At 72.1% G+C, this 19835-nt stretch carries 19 protein-coding genes; 16 read left to right on the top strand and 3 right to left on the bottom strand.

Going from position 1 to position 19835, the window contains the following annotated elements; all coding sequences use genetic code 11:
- Positions 1 to 53 precede the first annotated feature (53 nt).
- From AB0H57_RS28375 to AB0H57_RS28350, 6 genes are all read left to right on the top strand, one after another.
- The gene (locus tag AB0H57_RS28375; RefSeq protein WP_357511655.1) at positions 54 to 1856 is read left to right on the top strand and encodes an ATP-binding protein; all 1803 of its coding nucleotides are present in this window, start codon (positions 54 to 56) and stop codon (positions 1854 to 1856) included.
- Complete coding sequence (locus tag AB0H57_RS28370; protein ID WP_357511653.1) at positions 1853 to 2305, top strand: response regulator; 453 nt, start codon at positions 1853 to 1855, stop codon at positions 2303 to 2305. The genes AB0H57_RS28375 and AB0H57_RS28370 overlap by 4 nt, the downstream gene beginning before the upstream one ends.
- Positions 2298 to 3107: an inositol monophosphatase family protein gene (locus tag AB0H57_RS28365; protein WP_357511651.1), complete on the top strand. Its 810-nt coding sequence runs from the start codon at positions 2298 to 2300 to the stop codon at positions 3105 to 3107. The genes AB0H57_RS28370 and AB0H57_RS28365 overlap by 8 nt, the downstream gene beginning before the upstream one ends.
- Before the next feature lie 64 nt (positions 3108 to 3171).
- The gene (locus tag AB0H57_RS28360) at positions 3172 to 4140 is read left to right on the top strand and encodes a hypothetical protein (RefSeq protein WP_357511685.1); all 969 of its coding nucleotides are present in this window, start codon (positions 3172 to 3174) and stop codon (positions 4138 to 4140) included.
- A 36-nt stretch (positions 4141 to 4176) separates the two neighbouring features.
- Positions 4177 to 5730, top strand: coding sequence for a fused MFS/spermidine synthase (locus AB0H57_RS28355; protein WP_357511649.1), 1554 nt, complete (start codon positions 4177 to 4179; stop codon positions 5728 to 5730).
- Positions 5731 to 5801: 71 nt separating this feature from the next.
- The gene (locus AB0H57_RS28350; protein ID WP_357511647.1) at positions 5802 to 7445 is read left to right on the top strand and encodes a serine/threonine-protein kinase; all 1644 of its coding nucleotides are present in this window, start codon (positions 5802 to 5804) and stop codon (positions 7443 to 7445) included.
- A 74-nt stretch (positions 7446 to 7519) separates the two neighbouring features.
- Here AB0H57_RS28350 and AB0H57_RS28345 read toward each other — a convergent pair whose 3' ends face one another.
- Together AB0H57_RS28345 and AB0H57_RS28340 are read right to left on the bottom strand one after the other, a co-directional pair.
- Positions 7520 to 8188 carry a TrkA family potassium uptake protein gene (locus tag AB0H57_RS28345; RefSeq protein WP_357511645.1) on the bottom strand — a complete coding sequence of 223 codons (669 nt, stop codon included), beginning with the start codon at positions 8186 to 8188 and terminating at the stop codon, positions 7520 to 7522.
- Positions 8178 to 9512, bottom strand: coding sequence for a potassium transporter TrkG (locus AB0H57_RS28340; protein ID WP_357511643.1), 1335 nt, complete (start codon positions 9510 to 9512; stop codon positions 8178 to 8180). The genes AB0H57_RS28345 and AB0H57_RS28340 overlap by 11 nt, the downstream gene beginning before the upstream one ends.
- 140 nt (positions 9513 to 9652) lie before the next feature.
- On the opposite strand from AB0H57_RS28340, the gene AB0H57_RS28335 reads away from it, so the two are divergent.
- Complete coding sequence (locus AB0H57_RS28335) at positions 9653 to 10759, top strand: glycerophosphodiester phosphodiesterase (RefSeq protein WP_357511641.1); 1107 nt, start codon at positions 9653 to 9655, stop codon at positions 10757 to 10759.
- A 450-nt stretch (positions 10760 to 11209) separates the two neighbouring features.
- Here AB0H57_RS28335 and AB0H57_RS28330 read toward each other — a convergent pair whose 3' ends face one another.
- Positions 11210 to 11440 (bottom strand): winged helix-turn-helix domain-containing protein, encoded by a 231-nt coding sequence (locus AB0H57_RS28330; protein WP_357511683.1) that lies wholly within the window; start codon positions 11438 to 11440, stop codon positions 11210 to 11212.
- Positions 11441 to 11860: 420 nt separating this feature from the next.
- On the opposite strand from AB0H57_RS28330, the gene AB0H57_RS28325 reads away from it, so the two are divergent.
- From AB0H57_RS28325 to AB0H57_RS28285, 9 genes are all read left to right on the top strand, one after another.
- Complete coding sequence (locus AB0H57_RS28325; protein WP_357511639.1) at positions 11861 to 12028, top strand: hypothetical protein; 168 nt, start codon at positions 11861 to 11863, stop codon at positions 12026 to 12028.
- Complete coding sequence (locus tag AB0H57_RS28320) at positions 12025 to 12279, top strand: hypothetical protein (RefSeq protein WP_357511637.1); 255 nt, start codon at positions 12025 to 12027, stop codon at positions 12277 to 12279. The genes AB0H57_RS28325 and AB0H57_RS28320 overlap by 4 nt, the downstream gene beginning before the upstream one ends.
- A 91-nt stretch (positions 12280 to 12370) precedes the next feature.
- Positions 12371 to 13753, top strand: a complete 1383-nt coding sequence (locus AB0H57_RS28315; RefSeq protein ID WP_357511635.1) for an LPXTG cell wall anchor domain-containing protein — start codon at positions 12371 to 12373, stop codon at positions 13751 to 13753.
- A 281-nt stretch (positions 13754 to 14034) separates the two neighbouring features.
- Positions 14035 to 15243 carry a substrate-binding domain-containing protein gene (locus AB0H57_RS28310; protein WP_357511633.1) on the top strand — a complete coding sequence of 403 codons (1209 nt, stop codon included), beginning with the start codon at positions 14035 to 14037 and terminating at the stop codon, positions 15241 to 15243.
- A 3-nt stretch (positions 15244 to 15246) separates the two neighbouring features.
- On the top strand, positions 15247 to 15990 hold the full coding sequence (locus AB0H57_RS28305; RefSeq protein ID WP_357511631.1) for an ABC transporter ATP-binding protein: 744 nt from the start codon (positions 15247 to 15249) through the stop codon (positions 15988 to 15990).
- Between the two features lie 57 nt (positions 15991 to 16047).
- A complete protein-coding gene (locus AB0H57_RS28300) occupies positions 16048 to 16830 on the top strand; it encodes an ABC transporter ATP-binding protein (RefSeq protein ID WP_357511629.1) in 783 nt (260 codons plus the stop codon).
- Positions 16830 to 17720 carry a branched-chain amino acid ABC transporter permease gene (locus AB0H57_RS28295; RefSeq protein ID WP_357511627.1) on the top strand — a complete coding sequence of 297 codons (891 nt, stop codon included), beginning with the start codon at positions 16830 to 16832 and terminating at the stop codon, positions 17718 to 17720. The genes AB0H57_RS28300 and AB0H57_RS28295 overlap by 1 nt, the downstream gene beginning before the upstream one ends.
- A complete protein-coding gene (locus tag AB0H57_RS28290) occupies positions 17717 to 18826 on the top strand; it encodes a branched-chain amino acid ABC transporter permease (RefSeq protein ID WP_357511625.1) in 1110 nt (369 codons plus the stop codon). The genes AB0H57_RS28295 and AB0H57_RS28290 overlap by 4 nt, the downstream gene beginning before the upstream one ends.
- A 133-nt stretch (positions 18827 to 18959) precedes the next feature.
- The gene (locus AB0H57_RS28285; RefSeq protein ID WP_357511623.1) at positions 18960 to 19706 is read left to right on the top strand and encodes an SDR family NAD(P)-dependent oxidoreductase; all 747 of its coding nucleotides are present in this window, start codon (positions 18960 to 18962) and stop codon (positions 19704 to 19706) included.
- Positions 19707 to 19835 lie beyond the last annotated feature (129 nt).

The raw sequence follows: 19835 nt of genomic DNA, 5'->3' as shown, positions 1-19835 counted from the left end.
GCGAGGAGTGAGCCGGTTCTGCGAGCCCCGCAGTCGCGAACGGAGGTCACCCGGTGAAGACGTACCAGCAGGGGTGGACCCTGCGCCGACGGGTGCTCGCGCTGCTGACCGTGGTGGGCGTGCTGCTGGTCGGGCTGGCCGTGGCCGAGGCTGCCGTGGCGGCCCGCAACCGGCAGCACACCGACGCGGTGCTGACCAAGACCGGCCCGCTGCGAGTGCAGGGGCAGGAACTGCTCAACGCGCTGCTGGACCAGGAGACCGCCGTCCGGGGGTACGCGGTCAGCGGTGACCGGGCCGACCTGGCACCGTACGAGCAGGGGCTCCAGCAGGAGCGGGACACGGTCGGCCAGATCCGGTCGCTGGGCGCCGACTATCCGGGGGTGCTCAGCGCGCTGGGCGCCGCCGAGCAGCAGGCGGCGGACTGGCGGCGGTCGGTGGCGGAGCCGGTGATCAGCACCACCGAGCGCAGCGGCACCGACGCCGGCCAGGCGTTGATCGACGACCCGGCCCGGCAGCAGTTCGACCAGGTGCGGGCCAGCATCGGCAGCCTCCAGGAGCAGATCCTGCGGGAACGCGAGAGCACCGCCCGGAACATCGAGCGGACCAATAATCTGCTGGTCCTCCTCCTGATCATCGCGGCCGTGGTGGTGGTGCTCGCCGGTGCGGCGCTGGTGCTGTCGCTGGAGCGGATGGTGGTCCGGCCGCTGACCGGGTTGGCGTCGCAGGTGCGGGAGGTCGCCGAGGGTGACTATCAGCACCACATCGACGCCTCCGGCCCGCCGGAGTTCCGCCGGCTCGCGATCGATGTGGATGCGATGCGGCAAAAGATCGCCCGCGATCTGGCCGAGGTGCGCGAGGCCCGGGAACGGATCGAGTGGGTCAACAGCCAACTGCAGAAGCAGGCCGAGGAGTTGACCCGCTCCAACCGTGACCTGGAGCAGTTCGCGTACGTCGCCTCGCACGACCTGCAGGAGCCGCTGCGCAAGGTGGCCAGCTTCTGCCAGCTGTTGCAGCGCCGCTACTCGGGCAAGCTGGACGAGCGGGCCGACCAGTACATCGCCTTCGCGGTCGACGGCGCGCAGCGGATGCAGCGGCTGATCAACGACCTGCTGGCCTTCTCCCGGATCGGCCGGCTCACCACCGGGTTCACCGAGGTGGACCTGAACAGTGTGATGGCCGACGTGGCCGGCCAGACCGAGGCCGCCCGCCAGTACGCCGACGCGGAGCTGACCTGGAGCGAGCTGCCGGTGATCCGCGGCGAGGAGCCGTTGCTGACCAACCTGCTGGCCAACCTGGTCAGCAACTCGGTGAAGTTCCGCCGCCCGGACGTCGTCCCGAAGGTGCACGTCTCGGCGCGGCTGGTCGGTGACGAGTGGGAGATCACCTGCCAGGACAACGGCATCGGGATCGAGCCGGAGTTCGCCGACAAGATCTTCGTGATCTTCCAGCGGCTGCACTCCAAGGACGCGTACCCGGGCACCGGGATCGGCCTGGCGATCGTCAAGAAGATCGTCGAGTATCACGGCGGCCGGGTCTGGGTGGACACCGACGTCGACGAGGGCACCGTAATCCGGTTCACCATCCCGGCCCGGGCCGAGGACGTCGAGGCGGCCACCGCCGACCGGGACGAGGCGACTGACGCACCGGCCGGCGAGGCGGGCGACGCACCGGCCGGCGAGGCGGGCGACGCACCGGCCGGCGAGGCGGCGGCCGGGAGCGGGACCGCCGAGAGGGAAGCGGCCGCAGAGGTGCCGAAGCAGCCGGCGCCGGCCCCGGACGGGGTGTCGGTCGCCGGTGACGGCGAGGCCGACCCGCGGAGCGGTACAACGGATGGCATGAAGGAGAGGGTGGGATGACCGCGCCGGCGGACGGCAAGAGCCCGATCGAGGTTCTGCTGGTGGAGGACGACCCGGGCGACGTGTTGATGACCCAGGAGGCGTTCGAGGAGCACAAGCTCCGCAACCGGCTGACCGTCGTCTCCGACGGCACGGAGGCGCTGGCCTACCTGCGGCGCGAGGCCCCGTACGCGGACGCGGTGGTGCCCGACCTGATCCTGCTCGACCTCAACCTGCCCCGGCGGGACGGCCGGGAGGTGCTCGAAGAGATCAAGAAGGACGAAAAGCTCTGCCGGATCCCGGTGGTGGTGCTCACCACCTCCCAGGCGGACGAGGACATCCTGCGCAGCTATCAGTTGCACGCCAACGCGTACGTGACCAAGCCGGTGGACTTCGAGCGCTTCATCTCGGTGGTCCGGCAGATCGACGAGTTCTTCGTCAGCGTGGTCAAGCTGCCGCCGCGTGGCTGACACCCTGCTGGACGACGTCGGCGGCCTGCTGCGGGAGGCCGCCGACGATGTCGTGGTGCCGCTGTTCCGCAAGCTGGACGACGCCGACATCGCCGAGAAGGCCCCCGGCGAGCTGGTCACCGTCGCCGACCGGCGGGCGGAGGAACTGATCAGCGCCGGGCTGCGCCGGCTGCGCCCCGGCTCGGTGGTGGTCGGTGAGGAGGCCGTCGCCGAGGACCCGGAGCTGCTGCGGCACCTGCGCGACGGCGGCGACGTGTGGCTCGTCGACCCGATCGACGGCACCGCCAACTTCGCCGCCGGCCGGCGGCCGTTCGCGCTGATGGTGGCCCTGCTGACCGACGGCGAGCCGGCCGCCGCCTGGGTGTTCGACCCGCTGGCCGGCACCTTCGCCACCGCGCGGGCGGGGCACGGCACCCGGCTGGACGGGCAGCCGGTGCGGGCCGCGGCCGACGCGCCCCCGCTCGGCGCACTGCGCGGCACCGCGATGACCCGGTTCCTGCCCCCGGCCGACCGCGCCGCCGCCGAGACGGGCGGCGAGCGGATCGGCGAGCTGCTCCCCGGCCAGCACTGCGCCGGCCGGGAATACCTCGACCTGCTCACCGGTGCGCAACAATTCGTCCTCTTCTGGCGCACCCTGCCCTGGGACCACGCGCCGGGGGTGCTGCTGGTCCGCGAGGCCGGCGGGGTGGCCCGCCGGTTCGACGGGGCCGACTACCACCCGGCCGACGAGGGCCGCGGGCTGCTGGTCGCCGCCAACGAGGAGATCTGGGCCGAGGCCCGCGAGGCGCTGGTCGCCCCCTGAGACCCTGACGGAAGGACCCACCGTGCCCAGGATCGGCTCCCCCCGGCGGCTGTGCCGTCCGCTGATCGTCCTGCTCGCCGCCCTGGCCCTGCTGCTCGGCGCGGGCGCCGGGCCCGGCTGGGCCGCGCCCGACGAGGGCGGCTCGAAGAAGCTCCGGACGGCGCTGGAGGCGGCGGCCAAGGGGCACATCGAGGCCAAGGGACGGTTGGACAACTCCAAGCGCCGGCAGAAGGCGCTGACCGGCCGGCTGAAGGCCGTCGAGGTCCGGCTGGTCGAGCTGACCGCGCAGGTCGGCGAGGTGGCCGCCCAGTCGTACCGGCTGGGGCGGTTGACGCCGGTCGCGGCGCTGCTGGACAGCGCCACCCCCGAATCCTTCGTCCGCCGGGCCAGCGAGCTGGATGTGATGGCGCAGCGGGACGGCCGGCGGCTGCGGGCGCTGGCCGAGGCGCGGGCCGAGGCCCGGACGGCCAAACTGGCCATCGACGCCGAGGTGCGCGAGCAGCAGAAGCAGGTCATCGTGCTGGCCAAGCGGAAGCGCGACGCCGAGCAGGCGCTGGCCGAGGTCAGCTCCGGTGTCGGCGCCGGGTTCAGCGGCGGGTCGGCGTCCGCCCGGCCCGCGCCGCGCAACTCGGACGGCTCCTGGCCGTCCGAGTCCTGCTCGGTCTCCGACCCCACCACGTCCGGCTGCATCACGCCGCGGACGCTGCACATGCTCAAGCAGGCCCAGTCGGCCGGCTACCAGCGGTACGTCTCCTGCCACCGCAGCGGCGGCGACGGCGAGCATCCCAAGGGCCGGGCCTGCGACTTCGCCGCCGCGAAGGGCGGCTTCGCGAACGTCACGGCCAGCGGCGGGGACAAGGCGTACGGGGACAGCCTGGCTTCGTACCTCAAGAACAACGCGAGCCGGCTCGGCGTGATGTACGTGATCTGGTACCGGCAGATCTGGATGCCGAACACGGGCTGGCGGGCGTACAGCGGCGGCGGCAGTCCGGCCGCCGACCACACAAACCATGTTCATGTTTCGATGTACTGACCGCGCGGCCCAGTTTCGCTGCGTACCATCGCCCCGGTGAACTCCGCATCCTCCGAGGTCGCGGTCGAGGCCGCGGCCGGCGCCCCGGCCGGGCCCCGGGCCCTGCCGAACGGCCTCGCCGCGTTCCTGGTCTTCCTGTCCAGCGGCGCCGTGCTGGTGCTGGAGACCGTGTCGCTGCGGCTGGTCGGCCCGTACGTCGGGGTGACCCTCCAGGTGACCAGCTCGGTCATCGGCATCGCGCTGGCCGCCATCGCGTACGGGGCGTGGACCGGCGGCTGGCTGGCCGACCGGCGGGACCCGCGCACCCTGCTGGCCCCCGCGCTGGTGCTGGCCGGCATCGCCACCGCGGTCACCCTGCCGATCGTCCGGTACGCCGGTGAGGTGCTGCGCGGCGGGGCGGCCAGCGCGATCCTGCTGCTCACCGCGCTCGCCGTCTTCGTCCCGGCGGCGCTGCTCGCCGCGGTCACCCCGCTGGTGGTCAAGCTTCAGCTCGCCGACCTGCGCCGCACCGGACAGGTGGTGGGGCGGCTCTCCGGCATCGGCACGCTGGGCGGCATCACCGCCACCCTGGTGACGGGGTTCGTGCTGGTGGCCGCCCTGCCCAGCACGGTGATCGTGATCGCGCTGGCGGTGCTGCTCGGCGTCACCGGGCTGGCGCTCGGGGCGTACCTGCGGCGGCAGGGGCGGGCCGGGCTGCCCGGTCCGACCCGGGCGAAGGCCACCCTGGCCGTGCTGGGCCTGGTCGGGGCGGGGTTGAGCGCGATCGCCCCGAACCCGTGCGACACCGAGACGGCGTACCACTGCGCCCGGGTCGACACCGACCCGGATCGGCCGACCGGCCGGTTCCTGCTGCTCAACTCCGCCCAGCACTCGTACGTCGATCTGGCCGACCCGACCCACTTGGAGTACGCGTACACCCAGTGGTTCGGGGCGGTGGCCGACGAGGCGGCGCCGAAGGGCCGCCCACTGGACGCGCTGCACCTGGGCGGCGGCGGGTTCACCATGCCCCGGTACCTGACCGCCACCCGGCCGGGCACCGACAACCTGGTCTTCGAGATCGACGGCGCGCTGGTCGACCTGGACCGCCGCGAACTGGGCGTACGCACCGGCGCGGGGCTGCGCGCCGTGGTCGGTGACGCCCGGGTGCTGCTCGGCGAAGAGGCCACCGACAGCCGCGACCTGATCGTCGGCGACGCCTTCGGTCACCTGGTGGTGCCGTGGCACCTGGCCACCCGGGAGATGGCCGCCGAGATCCGCCGGGTGCTCCGCCCGGGCGGCGTCTACCAGCAGAACGTCATCGACTACCCGCCGGGCCGGTTCATCCGCAGCGAGCTGGCCACCGTCGCCGCGGAGTTCCGGCACGTCGCGCTGATCGCCCCGCCGGCCGCGATCAACGGCCAGCACGGCAGCAACTTCGTCATCGTGGCCTCCGACGCGCCGCTGCCGCTGGCCGCGCTCGACCGGCGGGTCGGCGGCCTCACCGAGCCGGCGGTGCTGCTGGACGGCGCCGCGCTCGACGAATGGGTGGGCGACGCGCTGGTGCTGACCGACGATTTCGCACCGGTGGACCAACTGCTCGCGACCGCCTGATCGGGTGACATTCCTGACCGATTCCGACCGCAGAGGTGTAGCCGGAGGGTCGGCGGGCAAAAGCTCGAACCATGGGTGGAGCTCCACGGAACGGCGCACAACTGCTCGATGAGCGGTACCGGCTGATCGAACAGCTCGGCGCGGGCGGCATGTCGGTCGTCTGGCGCGGCTACGACGAGGTGCTGGGACGCCAGGTGGCGGTCAAGGTGCTCGCCTCCCGGCTGGCCAGCGACAAGGCATTCCGGCATCGGATCAGGCTGGAGGCCCAGGCCGCCGCGCGGCTCTGTCACCCCAACATCACCAACGTGTACGACTACGGCGAGTCCGAGCAGGTCGGGCTGACCGTGCCGTACGTGGTGATGGAGCTGGTGGACGGCGCCCCGCTCAGCGCCCGGCTCGCCGCCGGGGCGCTGCCCTGGCGGGAGGCGGTGACCATCGGCGCGGAGGTGACCTCGGCGCTGGCCACCGCGCACGCGCGGGGTGTGGTGCACCGCGACGTCACCCCGGGCAACGTCATGCTCACCTCGACCGGCGTCAAGGTGGTCGACTTCGGCATCTCGGCGCTGGTGGGGGAGAGCGACAAGGGGCCGGACGGCGCGCTGCTCGGCACCCCGGCCTACCTGGCCCCGGAGCGGCTGAACAACGGCCAGGTCTCCCCGGCCACCGACGTGTACGCGGTGGGCCTGCTGCTCTACCGGATGCTCACCGGCCGGCTGCCCTGGCAGGCCCGGACGACGACCGAGATGCTCCGCGCGCACATGTACCACGAGCCGGGCCCGCTGCCGGCCGTGCCGGGGCTGCCCGCGGAGGTCGCCGAGCTGGTCGGCCGCTGCCTGGCCAAGCGTCCCGCCGACCGGCCGGCCACCGCCGAACTGGCCCGTACGCTCGCCGACGCGGCCGGGGTGCTCGCGGCCGTGCCGGTCTCGCCGGCGCCGGGCACCCACGACCCGGCGCTGCTGTCCAGCCTCGGCACCACGATCCTGCCCTGGTCCACGGACACCGACGCGCTGCCGTTCTCCAGCGTCCGCAGCCGCGAGCGGGCCCGCCGTTCGGTGTCCCGCCGCCGCCGGGTCGAGGCCGGGGTGGCCGCCGCGGGCCTGGTCGCGGTGACCGCCGGGGTCTGGGGGCTCACCTCCCGCAGCCCGGCCAGCGGCGGGGTGGACCGGCCGGTGGAGGCCGGGATGGGACTCGCGGCGTCCGTCTCCTGCGACGTGGACTACGTGCTGCGCCGGGACACCGGCAAGGACTTCACCGCCGACCTGACGCTGACCAACACCGGCCGCACCGAGCTGCGCGGCTGGACGATGAGCTTCACCTTCCCCGGCAGGCAGCAGGTGGCCGGGGCAACCCCGGTGCCGGCCCGGCAGGCGGGCCGGACGGTGGAGATCACCCCGGCCGCCGGGCACGACACGCTGGCGCCCGGCGCCGCGCAGAAGGTGGCGTTGACCGGCTCGTACACCGGCACCAACCCGCTGCCGGTGGAGTTCCGGCTGGGCGACACCACCTGCGGGGTGGAGGTCGCCGGGGTGGCCGGCTCGGTCCCCACCCCGCCCGCAAAACCGGCGGCCCCGAAGACGACGGCGGCGAAGGCGCCGGCCGCGAAGGCGACGGGTAGCGGCGGCGGCGCCGGCGCGAAGAGCAAGCAGCCGAAACCCAAGGGCAAGCCCGCGCAGGCCGCGAAGGGCAAGGGCGAAGGAAAAAAAGCGGGAGCGTAGCGAAGAAGGGAGGCGAGCCGGGCAAGGCCAAGAAGTCCGCCGCCGGCAAGGGCCCGAAGAAGTGAGGGCCGCCGTCAGGCCAGGGCCGCGAACCGCTGCACCTGGCCGATGCTTCCCTCGACGATGAGTACGCTGTCCGGGGCGAGCACGGTGTCCGGGGAGGCGTAGGAGAACCGTTCGCCGGGCAGCTTCGCGCCGACCACCATCACGCCGTACCGCTCGACCGGGGCGACCTCCCGCAGCCGGCGGCCGGCGAGCGACCCGGGCACCCGCAGCTTGGCGATCGCGAAGTCGTCGTCGAACTCGATGAAGTCGAGCATCCGGCTGACGATCAGGTGGGCCACCCGCTCGCCCGTCTCCGCCTCGGGAAAGACCACGTGCTGCGCGCCGACCGAGGACAGGATCTTGGCGTGCTTCCCGGAGGTGGCCCGGGCCCAGATCTGCGGCACGCCGATCTCGGTCAGGGCGAGCACGGCCAGCACGCTCGCCTCCACCGACGCCCCGATGGCGACCACCACCCGGCGGAAGTCGGCGATGCCGAGCTGGCGCAGCGAGTCCTCCTCGGTGGCGTCCGCCTGCACCACCCGGTCGAGCTGGCCGGACCAGCGCTGCACCCGGTCCGGGGACCGGTCGATCGCGAGGACCTCGTGGCCCAGCTGGGTCAGGGATCCGGCGAGGTGGCAGCCGAACCGGCCCAGGCCGATCACCGCGACGGGGCTGTCGTCCGTACGTCTAGCCGACAATGGGTTGCTCCTCCGGGTAGCGGTACAGCCGGCGCCGGGTGTTCAGGGCGATCGCCGAGCCGAGGGTGAGCGGGCCGATCCGGCCGATGTACATGAGGGCGGTCAGCAGGTACTGCCCCGCCTCGGGTAGTCGCTGGGTGAGCCCGACGGTCAGGCCGGTGGTGCTGAACGCCGAGGTCACCTCGAACAGGACGGTGTAGTACCGGACCTGCTCGACGAGGATGATCACGCCGACCGTGCCCGCGACGACCAGGGCCACGCTGAGCAGGGCCACGGTCAGCGCCTGCCGCTGGCTGGCCACCGCGACCCGGCGGCGGCCGACCGTGACGTCCGGCTCGCCGCGCAGCTCCGCCCAGATGACGAAGCCGAGCAGGAAGAACGTGGAGACCTTGATGCCGCCGGCGGTGCTGGCGCTGCCCCCGCCGATGAACATCGTCGCGATCAGCATCGGGTAGCTCTCCTCGGTGAGCCTGCCGACGCCGATCACGTCGAACCCGCCGGTGCGGCTGAGCGCGATCTGGCTGAACGAGGCGAGCACCTTACCCGCCGCGTCGAAGCTGCCGATGGTGCGCGGGTTCGTCCACTCGGCGACCAGCAGGTAGCCGAAGCCGACCGCCAGCAGCACCGCGCTGCCCCAGATGGTGAGCTTGGTGGCGACCGCCCAGCCGCGCGGTCGCCGCCATTCGCGGACCGCCTCGAAGATCGCCGGGAAGCCGAGCCCGCCGACGATCGCGCCGAGGGCGAGCGGCAGCATGATCCAGGGGTCCCGGGAGAAGGCCAGCAGCCCGTTCGGGTAGAGGGTGAAGCCGCCGTTGTTGAACGCCTGCACGGAGTGGAAGACGGCCGACCAGAGGGCGTGGCCGGGTGGGTAGTCGAATGCCAGCCAGAGCCGGCCGGCGATGACGGCGGTCATCAGCGCCTCGGTGGTGAACACGGTGGCGGCGATCCGCAGCAGCAGCCACCGTACGTCGGCGATGCCGTACTCCGCGGTCTCGGCCTGCACCAGCAGCCGGTTGCGCAGCCCGAGCTGCCGGGAGACGGCGAGGATGACCAGCGCGGCGCCGGTGAGGATGCCCAGGCCACCGACCTGGGTGAGCACGGTGATCGTCACCAGGCCGAAGTTGTTCCAGTAGGTCGGGGTGTCGTTGACGGCCATGCCGGTCACCGAGACCGCCGAGGTGGCCGTGAACAGCGCGGTGACGAACGGGGTGTACCGGTGCTCGCTGTCCGCCCAGGGCAGCATCAGCACGCCGGTGCCGAGCAGGATCACCGCCAGGAAGCCCAACGGCACCAGCCGTACGGGATGACGGAGAAACCGGCGCACCAGACAATCTTTCCCTTTCCGCTCGGGCCCGGTGCGGAAACCCGCATCCCGGAGATTCACCTCCCGGTCAGCCGTCGACCAACTGGCGGCCAGCCGGGGCCGGTCTGCTGTGCGCATCCCTCGACGAACAGGAGACGGCGATGCGACGTACCCTTTCCGCCCTCGGCGTGGCCGGGGCGCTGCTGGCGGCGGCCGTGGTGGTGCCCACGGTGGCGTCGGCCGACCCGCAGCCGGAGCGGTCCCGGGAGGCCGCGCGCCCGGTGGTGATCGGGCACCGGGGCGCCAGCGGGTACCGCCCGGAGCACACCCTGGAGGCCTACCGCCTGGCGATCCGGATGGGCGCCGACTACATCGAGCCGGACCTGGTCTCGACGAAGGACGGCGTGCTGGTCGCCCGGCACGAGAACGAGATCTCGGGGACCACGGACGTGGCCGCCCGGCCGGAGTTCGCCGGCCGGAAGGCGACGAAGACCATCGACGGGGCGTCGGTCACCGGCTGGTTCACCGAGGACTTCACCCTGGCCGAGCTGAAGACGCTGCGGGCCAAGGAGCGGCTGCCCCAGGTGCGGGTCGCCAACACCGCCTTCGACGGGATGTTCCAGGTGCCGACCTTCCAGGAGGTTATCGACCTGGCCCGGACCGAGTCCACGGCGCGCGGCCGGACCATCGGCGTCTACCCGGAGACCAAGCACCCGAGCTACTTCGCGGCCATCGGGCTGCCGCTGGAGGAGCCGCTGGTCGCCGTGCTGGAGGCCAACCGGCTCACCCACCGCAACGACCCGGTCTTCGTGCAGTCCTTCGAGACGGCCAACCTGCGCAAGCTGGACCGGATGATCGACGTACGGTTGGTCCAGCTGCTCGACGCCACCGGCCGCCCGTACGACTTCTCCGTCGCCGGTGACGCGCGCACCTACCAGGACCTGGCCAAGCCCGCCGGTCTGGCCTGGATCTCGAAGTACGCCGACGGCATCGGGGCGAACAAGAACCTGCTCGTGCCCCGGGACGCCACCGGCCGGCTGCTCGCCCCGACCACCGTCATCCGGGACGCGCACCGGGTGAAGCTGGTGGTGCACGCCTGGACGTTCCGGGTGGAGAACCAGTTCCTGCCGGTCGACTTCCGGATCGGCGCCGACCCGAACGCCCGCGGCGACATCACCGCCGAGTACGAGTTCTTCCTCGGCCTCGGCCTGGACGGCGTCTTCGCCGACCAGCCGGACACCGCCGTGGCGGCCCGCGCGGGCCGCTGACCAGCACGACTGTTTCCGTTAGATCCGGCTGCGGCCGGTGGTTCCGTGGGGTCCGGCTCCGGCCGGGCCCCACGCGCCGTTCCGGGGCCGGGCCGTCCGTATGGTCGGTCGTGCGGTGGCGTGCGCGTGGGTAGCGGGTGCGCGGCGCGGGGCGGCGCGCGGTGCGGGGCGGCGCGCGGCGCGGGCGCCCGGGTGGCCTCGTGTGGCCGGGTGCCGGCACCCGGTGCGGTGGTGAGCGCGCGGTGCGGGGTGGTGGGGGTCCTTCTGGGACGCTACGAACTTGATGACGTGAACGAATCAGGCCGGTTGGGCGGTGGTTTCGGCCTGCCCCGCGGGCAGTGTGTTTTCGCTGCTCATCGAGCCGGTGCCGAAGGTCACTCGGGCCGGGCCGGCGGGCTGATCGATCTCGCTGATTCGTTTGTGACGTCAAGTTGGTAGGCGACGAGAGCCCTACTGTGCGGGGCGCTCGGCCACGTAGGTCCCGCGGCCCGGATGGCCGGTGATGAGGTCGCGGTCGTGCAGGAGGGACAGTGCCCGGGATGCGGTGTTCATGTGGACGCCATACGCCTCGGCCAGTTCGCGGGTCGAGGGCAGCTTGTCGCCAGGCTTCAACTCACCACTCCTGATCTTGGCGGTGAGGTCGTTCGCGATCTGTCGATACGGTGCTTCGGCTGTAGGCATGGTGAGGACTCCGGTTGGTTCGGCGTCTCCGATCATGCCGGGCCTACACCAGCAAGTGCAACAAGTTGACGTGTCGTCACGGTCCGGGGTCGACCTACACAAATAACTTGTGTAGCCTCTGGGTGTCCGGCTCCGGTTGGTTCGGCAAACCTCGGGGATCGGGCTTCGCAAGTTGGCTCCGGGGTCGTACCGCCGAGGTGGGCTGCGGTCGCGGGGCCGGCGGTCGGTCCGTGCCCGGGTGCGGACCGGCCGCCCTCCAGTGTCGTCCGTCCTGGAAGGAGTGTCCGGTGCGCATCGACTTCAACCTGCTCCGCCTGCGGTTCCGGCGGCGGCGGGCCCTGCGGCGTCCGCCGAACGTCGGCTGGTACCGCGCGGCGTCGTGCCGCCCGCTGACCGCCGCGCAGATCACCGACCGGCAGTGTGCGGCGCGGGCTGGACCCGGCCGAGGTGCACGCGTTCCTGCACCGGGTCGCCGCCGAGTTGGCCGCCACCAAGCGCGAGCTGGTGCTGACCGCCGAGGAGAACGTACGGATCAAGCGGGCGCTGCGCAGCTGGCAGTCGCGGTTCGCGCCGGGTGCCCGGCGGTGAGCGGGGAGCGGTTCGTCGTACACCTGCCGGTGGTCGCGGCCGACCTGCCGGCGGCGTTGCGGTTCGCCCGGGCGATCACCCGTGCGGTCGCCTTCATGGTCGGTCTGGACTCGGGCGGAGTGACCGTTTCGACGGAGGATGCCCAGGGCGTGCGGCACTGGGTGTTCTGCGATCGGCTGCTCGACCGTGGTCGCCGGTGCCGGGGATTGGCCGACCATGAGGGGCCATGCGGGTCGGTGCGGCATCGGTAGACGAAGACGTAGGAATTATCCCTTTCCGTGAACTTTCGACCGTTTGGTGCTAGTTTTTCTCCTGTTGTTTTTACCGACACGGGGGATGTAGATGAAAAGAATTCCTGGGCTTCAGAAGCGCGCCGGCCTCGGCGGGCTGCTGGGTGTGGCCGCGCTGCTGATCGGCACACTGCTCGGCGGCGCGCCGGCCCTGGCCGCCGAAACGATCAGCATCAACCCGGGCAACGTGCCGACGACGGCTGCCGAAGCCACCCAGAACTGCGATCCCAACCTGGGCGGCGGGCCGTTCGCGAACGAGGACGTCTGGGTGTTCAACCTGCCGGGCAACCCGGAGACCAGCGGGACGTTCGTGTCGGTCACGGCGACGTTCAGCACGCCGGGTGGCACCGTCACCCGGACGATTCCCACCGCTCCCAACAGTGCCATCGTCAACAACATGGGCACCAGCAAGGCGTGGATCCGGCTTCCGGCCGGTTGGACGCTCACCGGTGCCACCGCGGTGATCTCGGGGACCGCCGACTTCTTCGTGCTCAGCCACACCTGCGCCGCCTCGAACCCGACGGTGAACCCGAGGCTCGGATTGACCAAGACCGGGTCGCCGACCAGTGGCCTGCAGGCCGGTGACAAGGTCACCTACACCTACACGGTGACCAACCAGAGCACCGGCACGACCGACCCGATCACCAACATCACGGTCACCGACGACACGGTCACCGGCATCACCTGCCAGGCCACGTCGCTCGCGCCGGGGGCGAGCACCACCTGCACCGGCACGTACACCGTCACCAAGGCCGACGTGGCCGCCGGCAAGATCGTCAACACCGCCGAGGCGAATGGACGGTTCGGCGAGCAGACGGTGCCGTCCAACACCGTCACCTTCACCGTCGCCACCCAGAAGGCGCAGGCCAGCCTGTCGATCGACAAGAAGGCCCGGGTCGAGTCGGACTGCAAGAACAAGTGCGAGAACGACGGCTTCGCGGCGAAGGGCGACAAGATCTTCTACACCTACCGGGTGACCAACACCGGCACGGTGACGATCACCAACGTCGCGGTCAACGACCCGACCGCCGGGCCGGTGGTCTGCAACAGCACCACGCTGGCGCCGGGCACCAGCACCGACTGCCACGCCGTCAACCCGCACGTGGTGACCTGGGCCGACGTCAAGAAGGGCAAGGTGGTCAACACCGCCCGGGCGACCGGCAAGTTCGGCGACAAGGCCGTGGTTTCCGACCCGGTCACCGTCACCGTCTGCATCCGAGACGGCAAGTTCGACCACCGCAAGGACCATAAGAACGACAAGGACGAGAAGGGAGGCTGGGACGGCGGCAAGGACGGCAAGCACGGCAAGCCCGAGCTGCCGGTGACCGGCGACACCACGACCCAGACCGTCTCCCTGGGTGGTGGCCTGCTGGCCGCCGGGATGCTGCTGATCGGCGCCAGCCGCCTGCGCCGGAAGGTGGCCATCCAGGACTGACCCGTACGCCGAAACGCTCCGGGCGCCGCACGCGGTGCCCGGAGCGTTTCGCTTTGGGCCGTACCGGGTGGCGGGCCGCGACACAGCCGCGCACCGACCGGTGGTGCCGGTGGCCACCGGCGTTGACCGAGCCGTTCACCGGTCGACGGCGGTTGTTACGGCCGGCCACCTCACAATCGTCACTTGTGTGCGTCCACCACATAGCCCGTGGGTGAGGTCACTTCTAGCGTGAGCCGACACATAGAGTTCCCCCCACCTCCGAGTCCTCACGTGGAGTCGCAATGACGGTCCGGACGACGCGGCGGGCGTTCCTGTCCGCCGCCACGATGATGGCGGCGGCCGTGGCCGCCACCGCCTGTGGCAGCCCGCAGGACACCGCCTCCGGCGGCGGCGACAGCGCCGCCCCGGTCAAGGTTGGTCTGGTTTACGCCCAGTCGGGCCCCCTGGCCAGCTACGGAAAGCAGTACATCGAGGGGTTGAAGGCCGGCTTCGACTACGCCACCAACGGCACCGGCAAGGTCGGCGACCGGAAGATCGAGATCACCGAGGTCGACGACGCCGGCGACCCGGCCAAGGCGGTCTCGGCGGCCAAGGACCTGATCGGCAAGGGCTACAAGATCATCGGCGGGTCGAGCTCCTCCGGCGTGGCGCTGCAGGTCGCCCCGATCGCCGCCCAGAACAAGGTGCTGTTCATCTCCGGGCCGGCCGCAACCGACGCCATCACCGGCGCCAACAAGTACACCTTCCGTTCCGGCCGGCAGTCGTACCAGGACGTGGTGACCGCCAAGTCGTTCATCGGCGACGCGGCCGGCAAGAAGGTCGTCGTCTTCGCCCAGGAGGGCGCGTTCGGCGACGCCAACGAGGCCGCCGTCAAGGCGGTGATCGGCGGCGCCGGCGCGACCGTCAGCAGCGTCCGCGCTCCCGCGAGCGCTACCGAGTTCACCCCGTTCGCCAGCCAGATCAAGGCCGCGAAGCCCGATCTGATCTTCGTGGCCTGGGCCGGCGCCACCGCCCCGGCGATGTGGCAGACCCTCGACCAGCAGGGCGTCCTCTCGTCCACCCAGGTCGTGACCGGTCTGGACCTCCGCGCGTCGTGGCCGACCTTCGGCACGGCCGGCAGCAAGATCTCCTTCCTGGCGCACTACTTCGACGGGGCCAGCAGCACCGACGCCGCCAAGGCCGCCGCGGCCAAGATCCCGGGCGGAACGGTCGACCTGTTCCACCCAGACGGCTTCAACGCCGCCCAGATGATCGTGCGGGCCGTGCAGGAGGGCGGCGGCGACGACGTCGACAAGATGATCGCCGCGCTGGAGGGCTGGAGCTTCGACGGGGTCAAGGGCAAGATGACGATCCGCCCCGAGGACCACGCGCTGCTTCAGCCGATGTACCAGGCCAAGCTCTCGGGCAGCGGCACCGCCTTCACGGCGACCGCGGAGAAGACTCTGACCGGTGACGAGACCGCGCCGCCGGTTACCCAGATGAAGGGCTGATCAGTGCTCGCCACCCGCGGTCTGACCTGGCGGATCGGTGAGGTCGCCATCGTCGACAGCGTCCACCTCGACCTGGCGCCCGGGGAGTTCCTCGGCGTCATCGGGCCCAACGGTGCCGGCAAGACCTCACTGTTCAACCTGATCAGCGGCCTGCGTCCACCCACCGAGGGCCGGATCCTGCTGGACGGGGAGGACATCACCGCCCTCCCGCCGTACCGGCGGGCCCGCCTCGGGCTGGGTCGTACCTTCCAGGCGTCCTCGGTCTTCGGCTCGCTCAGCGTGCGGGAGAACGTTCGGCTCGCCGTGCAGGCGCACCGCGGGGGCTCGATGAAGCTGTGGCGGCGGGCGGCGGCCGACCGGGAGGTGGCCGCCGCCGCCGACGCGGCGCTCGACCGGGTCGGCCTCGCACACCGGGGTACGGCGCTCGCCGGCACCCTCGCCCACGGCGAGAAGCGCAAGCTGGAGATCGCCCTGCTGCTCGCTGGCGAACCCCGGGTGATGCTGCTCGACGAGCCGATGGCCGGGGTCAGTGCGGAGGACGTACCCGAGCTGGTGCAGGTGATCCGCTCGTTGACCGGCGACAGCGGCCGGTCGGTGCTGATGGTCGAGCACCACATGGACGTGATCCTGGAGCTCGCCGACCGGATCGCCGTGATGCACCACGGTGCCCTGCTGGCCTGCGACACCCCGGAGACGGTGATGGCCAATGCCACTGTCCAGGAGGCGTACCTGGGAGAAGCACTGTGAGCGCGAGGAGCGAGCCGGGTTTGCGAGCCCCGCAGTCGCGAACGAAGGGGTGGCTCAGTGAGTGAACCAGTCCTCGCGGTCGAGGACCTGTCGGTCCGGATCGCCGGGTTGCACATCCTCCAGAAGGTGTCCTTCGCGGTCGCGCCGACCGGAGTGACCGTGCTGCTCGGCCGCAACGGGGTCGGCAAGACCACCACGCTGCGTGCCATCGTGGGGCTGACCCCGCGCAACGGCGAGGTCCGCGGCACAGTCCGGATGGGCACCCAGAGCCTGCTGTCCCAGCCGACCCACCGCCTGATCCGCAGCGGGCTCGCCTACGTGCCGGAGGACCGCTGCGTCTTCTCGGCGCTGACCGTCGCGGAGAACCTGCGGCTCGCCGAGCGGCGCGGCACCACCCCGGCGTACGACCGGGTCTTCGCGCTCTTTCCGGAGCTGGACCGGCGCGGACGGCAACGGGCCGGCTCGCTCTCCGGCGGGCAGCAGCAGATGCTCGCGATCGGCCGGGTGCTGCTCAACGACAACAGGCTGCTGCTGGTCGACGAGCCGACCAAGGGGTTGGCGCCGAAGGTGGTGACGGAGGTGACCGAGGTGCTGGAACGGGTGGCGCAGTCCGTGCCGGTGCTGCTGGTCGAGCAGAACCTGGCCGTGGTGCGCCGGCTCGCCCAGGAAGCGGTGGTGCTCGCCGCCGGCCAGGTGGCCTGGACCGGCGACGCGCAGGAGCTGCTGCGGGAGGCCGCGCTGACCCGGTCGCTGCTCGGGGTGGGCTCGGCGGAGGCGCACGCACCGAGCGCCCGGAGTGAGCTGGCGGCCCCCGCCGCCGCGCGGAAGGACCTCCCCTGATGGACACCGTCGTCCTGCTGGCGCTGACCGGGCTCGGCCTGGCGGCGCTCTACTTCCTGGTGGCCTCCGGGCTGTCGCTGGTCTTTGGCCTGGCCGACGTGCTCAACTTCGCGCACGGTCTCTTCCTCGGCGTGGGCGCCTACGCGACCTGGTGGGCGGCCGGCAACCTGCCTGGAGCCGGGGCCGACGGCTTCGGGTTCGTGGTCGCGGTCGCCTTCGGGGTGGCCACCGGCACGCTGATGGCGGTGCTGGTGGAACTGGTGCTGATCCGCCCGCTCTATTCCCGCACCATCGAGCAGGTGCTGGTCACCGTCGGGCTGTCGCTGGCCGGGGTGGCGCTGCTCCAGGCCACCTGGGGCGCCGACGCCCGACCCTTCCCGCGTCCCGAGTGGACCCGGCAGGTGACCAGCATCCTCGGCGCGCAGGTGCCTAACGGGGGCCTGCTGCTGATCATCACCGCGGTGCTGGTGCTCGGCGCGATCCTCGCCTTCCTTCGCTGGACCCGGTACGGCCTGATCATTCGGGCCGGCGTGGAGAACCGGGAGATGGTGACCGCGCTCGGCATCGACGTCCGCAAGGCGTTCACCCTGGTCTTCGCGATCGGCGGTGCGGCCGCCGCGCTGGCCGGCGCCTTCGGTGCCGTCTATTTCGGCAACGTCTCGCCCGGGCAGGGGGGCTCGCTGCTGATCTTCGCCTTCATCGTGGTGGTGATCGGCGGTCTGGGCTCGGTGGTCGGGTGCGCGTACGCGGCGGTCGCGGTGGGGCTGCTGCAACAGTTCGTCAACTACTACGGCCCCTCCGGCCTCGGCGACGTCTGCGTGGTGGCGCTGCTGGCCGTGGTGCTGCTGCTGCGCCCGCAGGGCTTCGCCGGAAAGGTGGCAACCGCATGACCGGATCCGTGGTGGAGGCGCCGCCGGCCCGGGTGCCCGACGAGCTGACCCCGGGGCCCTCGCGCTGGCACGGGCTGCGGCCGTACCTGCCGCTGGTGGCGCTGGCGGCGGCGCTGGCGGTGCCGTACTCGACGCTGACCCTGCCGGGGATCTTCGAGGGGCCGCTGAACTCGCCGGGCACCCTGCAACTGCTCGCCGTCTGCCTGGTCTTCGGCGGTCTCGCCGCCGGGTACGACCTGCTCTTCGGCCGGACCGGGCTGCTCTCCTTCGGCCACGCGCTCTACTTCGCCGCCGGGGTGTACGGCACCGACATCCTGATCACCCGGGCCGGGTTGCCGCTGTGGCAGGCGGCGCTGCTCACCATCACCGGCGCGACGGTCCTGGCCGCGCTGCTCGGCGCCATCGCGCTCCGTACGGTGGGCATCGCCTTCGCCATGGTGACGCTGGCCTTCGCCCAGGTGGGGGCGATCCTGGTGGCCCGCGACTTCGGCGGGCTCACCGGCGGCGAGGAGGGGCTGCCGCTGGACGTGTCCGGGCTGCCGGCCGGGCTGGTCGGGGTGACCAACACGGTCAACCTGTACTGGCTGGCGCTGGCGTACCTGGCCGTGGTGGTGCTGGTGGTGCACCGGGTGAGCGGCTCGCCGACCGGGCGGGTGCTGGCCGGGTTGCGCGACGACGAGCGCCGGATCGGGGTGCTGGGGCTCGACCCGTACCGTTTCAAGCTGGTGGCGTTCACCCTGGCCGGCGGCCTGGCCGCGGCGGCCGGGGTGGTCTACTGCCTGATCGTCGGCGGCGCCAGCCCGCACATCACGTCCTCCGAGCTGACCCTGTCGCTGCTGGTCATGGTGGTGCTCGGCGGGCCGGGCACCCGCTGGGGCCCGGTGCTGGGCGGCGTCCTCTACATGTACCTGGACCACCGCCTGACCGCCTTCGGCACGTCCGACGCGGTGAACAGCCTGCCCGCCATCCTCAGCCACCCGCTGAGCCAGCCGCTGTTCGTCCTCGGCACCGTCTTCATCCTGGCCGTCTACTTCTTCCCCGGCGGCCTGGCCAGCCTCCGCACCCGCCTGCACCCCCTCCTGACCGCCCTCCCCCGCCGCCGCTGACCCCTCCCGGCCCCCGCCCCCCAGCCCTCCGCCCCCGCCCGCCGTGCGTCGGCCCTGTTGACCAAGGAGTTTGCGTCGGGAATCCGCCGTAGGATGACGCAAACTCCTTGATCAACGGCAGTAGGGGGTGGCGATGGGGGAGCGGTTGGCCGTCGTTAGTGGCGGGGGGACCGGGATCGGGGCGGCGGTGGCGGAGACGCTCGCCGCCGACGGGTACGACGTGCTGATCGTGGGGCGGCGGGCGGATGTGCTGCTGGTGGCCGCGGAGCGGATCTCGGCGGCGTGCGGGCGGCCGGAGGCGGTCAGCGCGGTCACCGCCGACCTGACCGACCCGGCCCAGCTCGCCGGGGTGGTCGAGGCAGTCGGGGAGCGGACCGTCGACGTGGTGGTCAACAACGCCGGCGGCTACCTGGGCGGGGACACCGCCACGCTGGCCGGCGTGGCCGCGCAGTGGCGGGCCAACCTGGACGCCAACGTGCTCACCGCCGTACTGCTCACCGAGGCGCTGCTGCCGGCGCTGCGCCGCCCCGGCGGGCGGGTGATCCTGCTCAGCTCCATCGCCGCCCAGCGGGGCGGCGGCGGGCCGTACTCGGCGGCGAAGGCGGCGCTGCACGGCTGGGCGTACGACCTGGCGGCGCAGCTCGGTCCGGAACAGATCACGGTCAACGTGGTCAGCCCCGGATACGTCGCCGAGACCGAGTTCTTCGGCGACCGGATGACCCCGGAGGGGCACGCGAAGCGGGTCGACGCGACCCTGGTCAAGCGCGCCGGCCTGCCCGACGACATCGCCGAGGCGATCCGCTACCTGGCCGGCCCGGCGGCCGGCTACGTCACCGGGCAGGTGCTCGGGGTCAACGGCGGCAGCGTCCTCGGCCGCTGACGGGTTAGGAGGGGGCCCCGCTCAACAGACGGGGGTTGTGGGGGGGCCCCGGCACAACGCGATGGGGTTAGCCCGGGCCCCGCCACGGGCCCGGGGAGAAATGCGCGGGGGGGGCGCGCGGGCGGCGGT

This window comes from Micromonospora sp. NPDC050686 (assembly GCF_040654475.1).
Taxonomy (GTDB): Bacteria; Actinomycetota; Actinomycetes; order Mycobacteriales; family Micromonosporaceae; genus Micromonospora.
The sequence above is the reverse complement of the archived record's forward strand: the minus strand, read 5'-3'. Positions and strand labels throughout refer to the sequence as shown.

Excerpts from the sequence above, each read along its gene's own strand:
- AB0H57_RS28295 (WP_357511627.1), top strand. The coding sequence starts at position 16,830 with ATGGACACCGTCGTCCTGCTGGCGCTGACCGGGCTCGGCCTGGCGGCG.
- AB0H57_RS28335 (WP_357511641.1), top strand. The coding sequence starts at position 9,653 with ATGCGACGTACCCTTTCCGCCCTCGGCGTGGCCGGGGCGCTGCTGGCG.
- AB0H57_RS28310 (WP_357511633.1), top strand. The coding sequence starts at position 14,035 with ATGACGGTCCGGACGACGCGGCGGGCGTTCCTGTCCGCCGCCACGATG.
- AB0H57_RS28350 (WP_357511647.1), top strand. The coding sequence starts at position 5,802 with ATGGGTGGAGCTCCACGGAACGGCGCACAACTGCTCGATGAGCGGTAC.
- AB0H57_RS28330 (WP_357511683.1), bottom strand. The coding sequence starts at position 11,440 with ATGCCTACAGCCGAAGCACCGTATCGACAGATCGCGAACGACCTCACC.
- AB0H57_RS28285 (WP_357511623.1), top strand. The coding sequence starts at position 18,960 with ATGGGGGAGCGGTTGGCCGTCGTTAGTGGCGGGGGGACCGGGATCGGG.
- AB0H57_RS28290 (WP_357511625.1), top strand. The coding sequence starts at position 17,717 with ATGACCGGATCCGTGGTGGAGGCGCCGCCGGCCCGGGTGCCCGACGAG.
- AB0H57_RS28315 (WP_357511635.1), top strand. The coding sequence starts at position 12,371 with ATGAAAAGAATTCCTGGGCTTCAGAAGCGCGCCGGCCTCGGCGGGCTG.
- AB0H57_RS28370 (WP_357511653.1), top strand. The coding sequence starts at position 1,853 with ATGACCGCGCCGGCGGACGGCAAGAGCCCGATCGAGGTTCTGCTGGTG.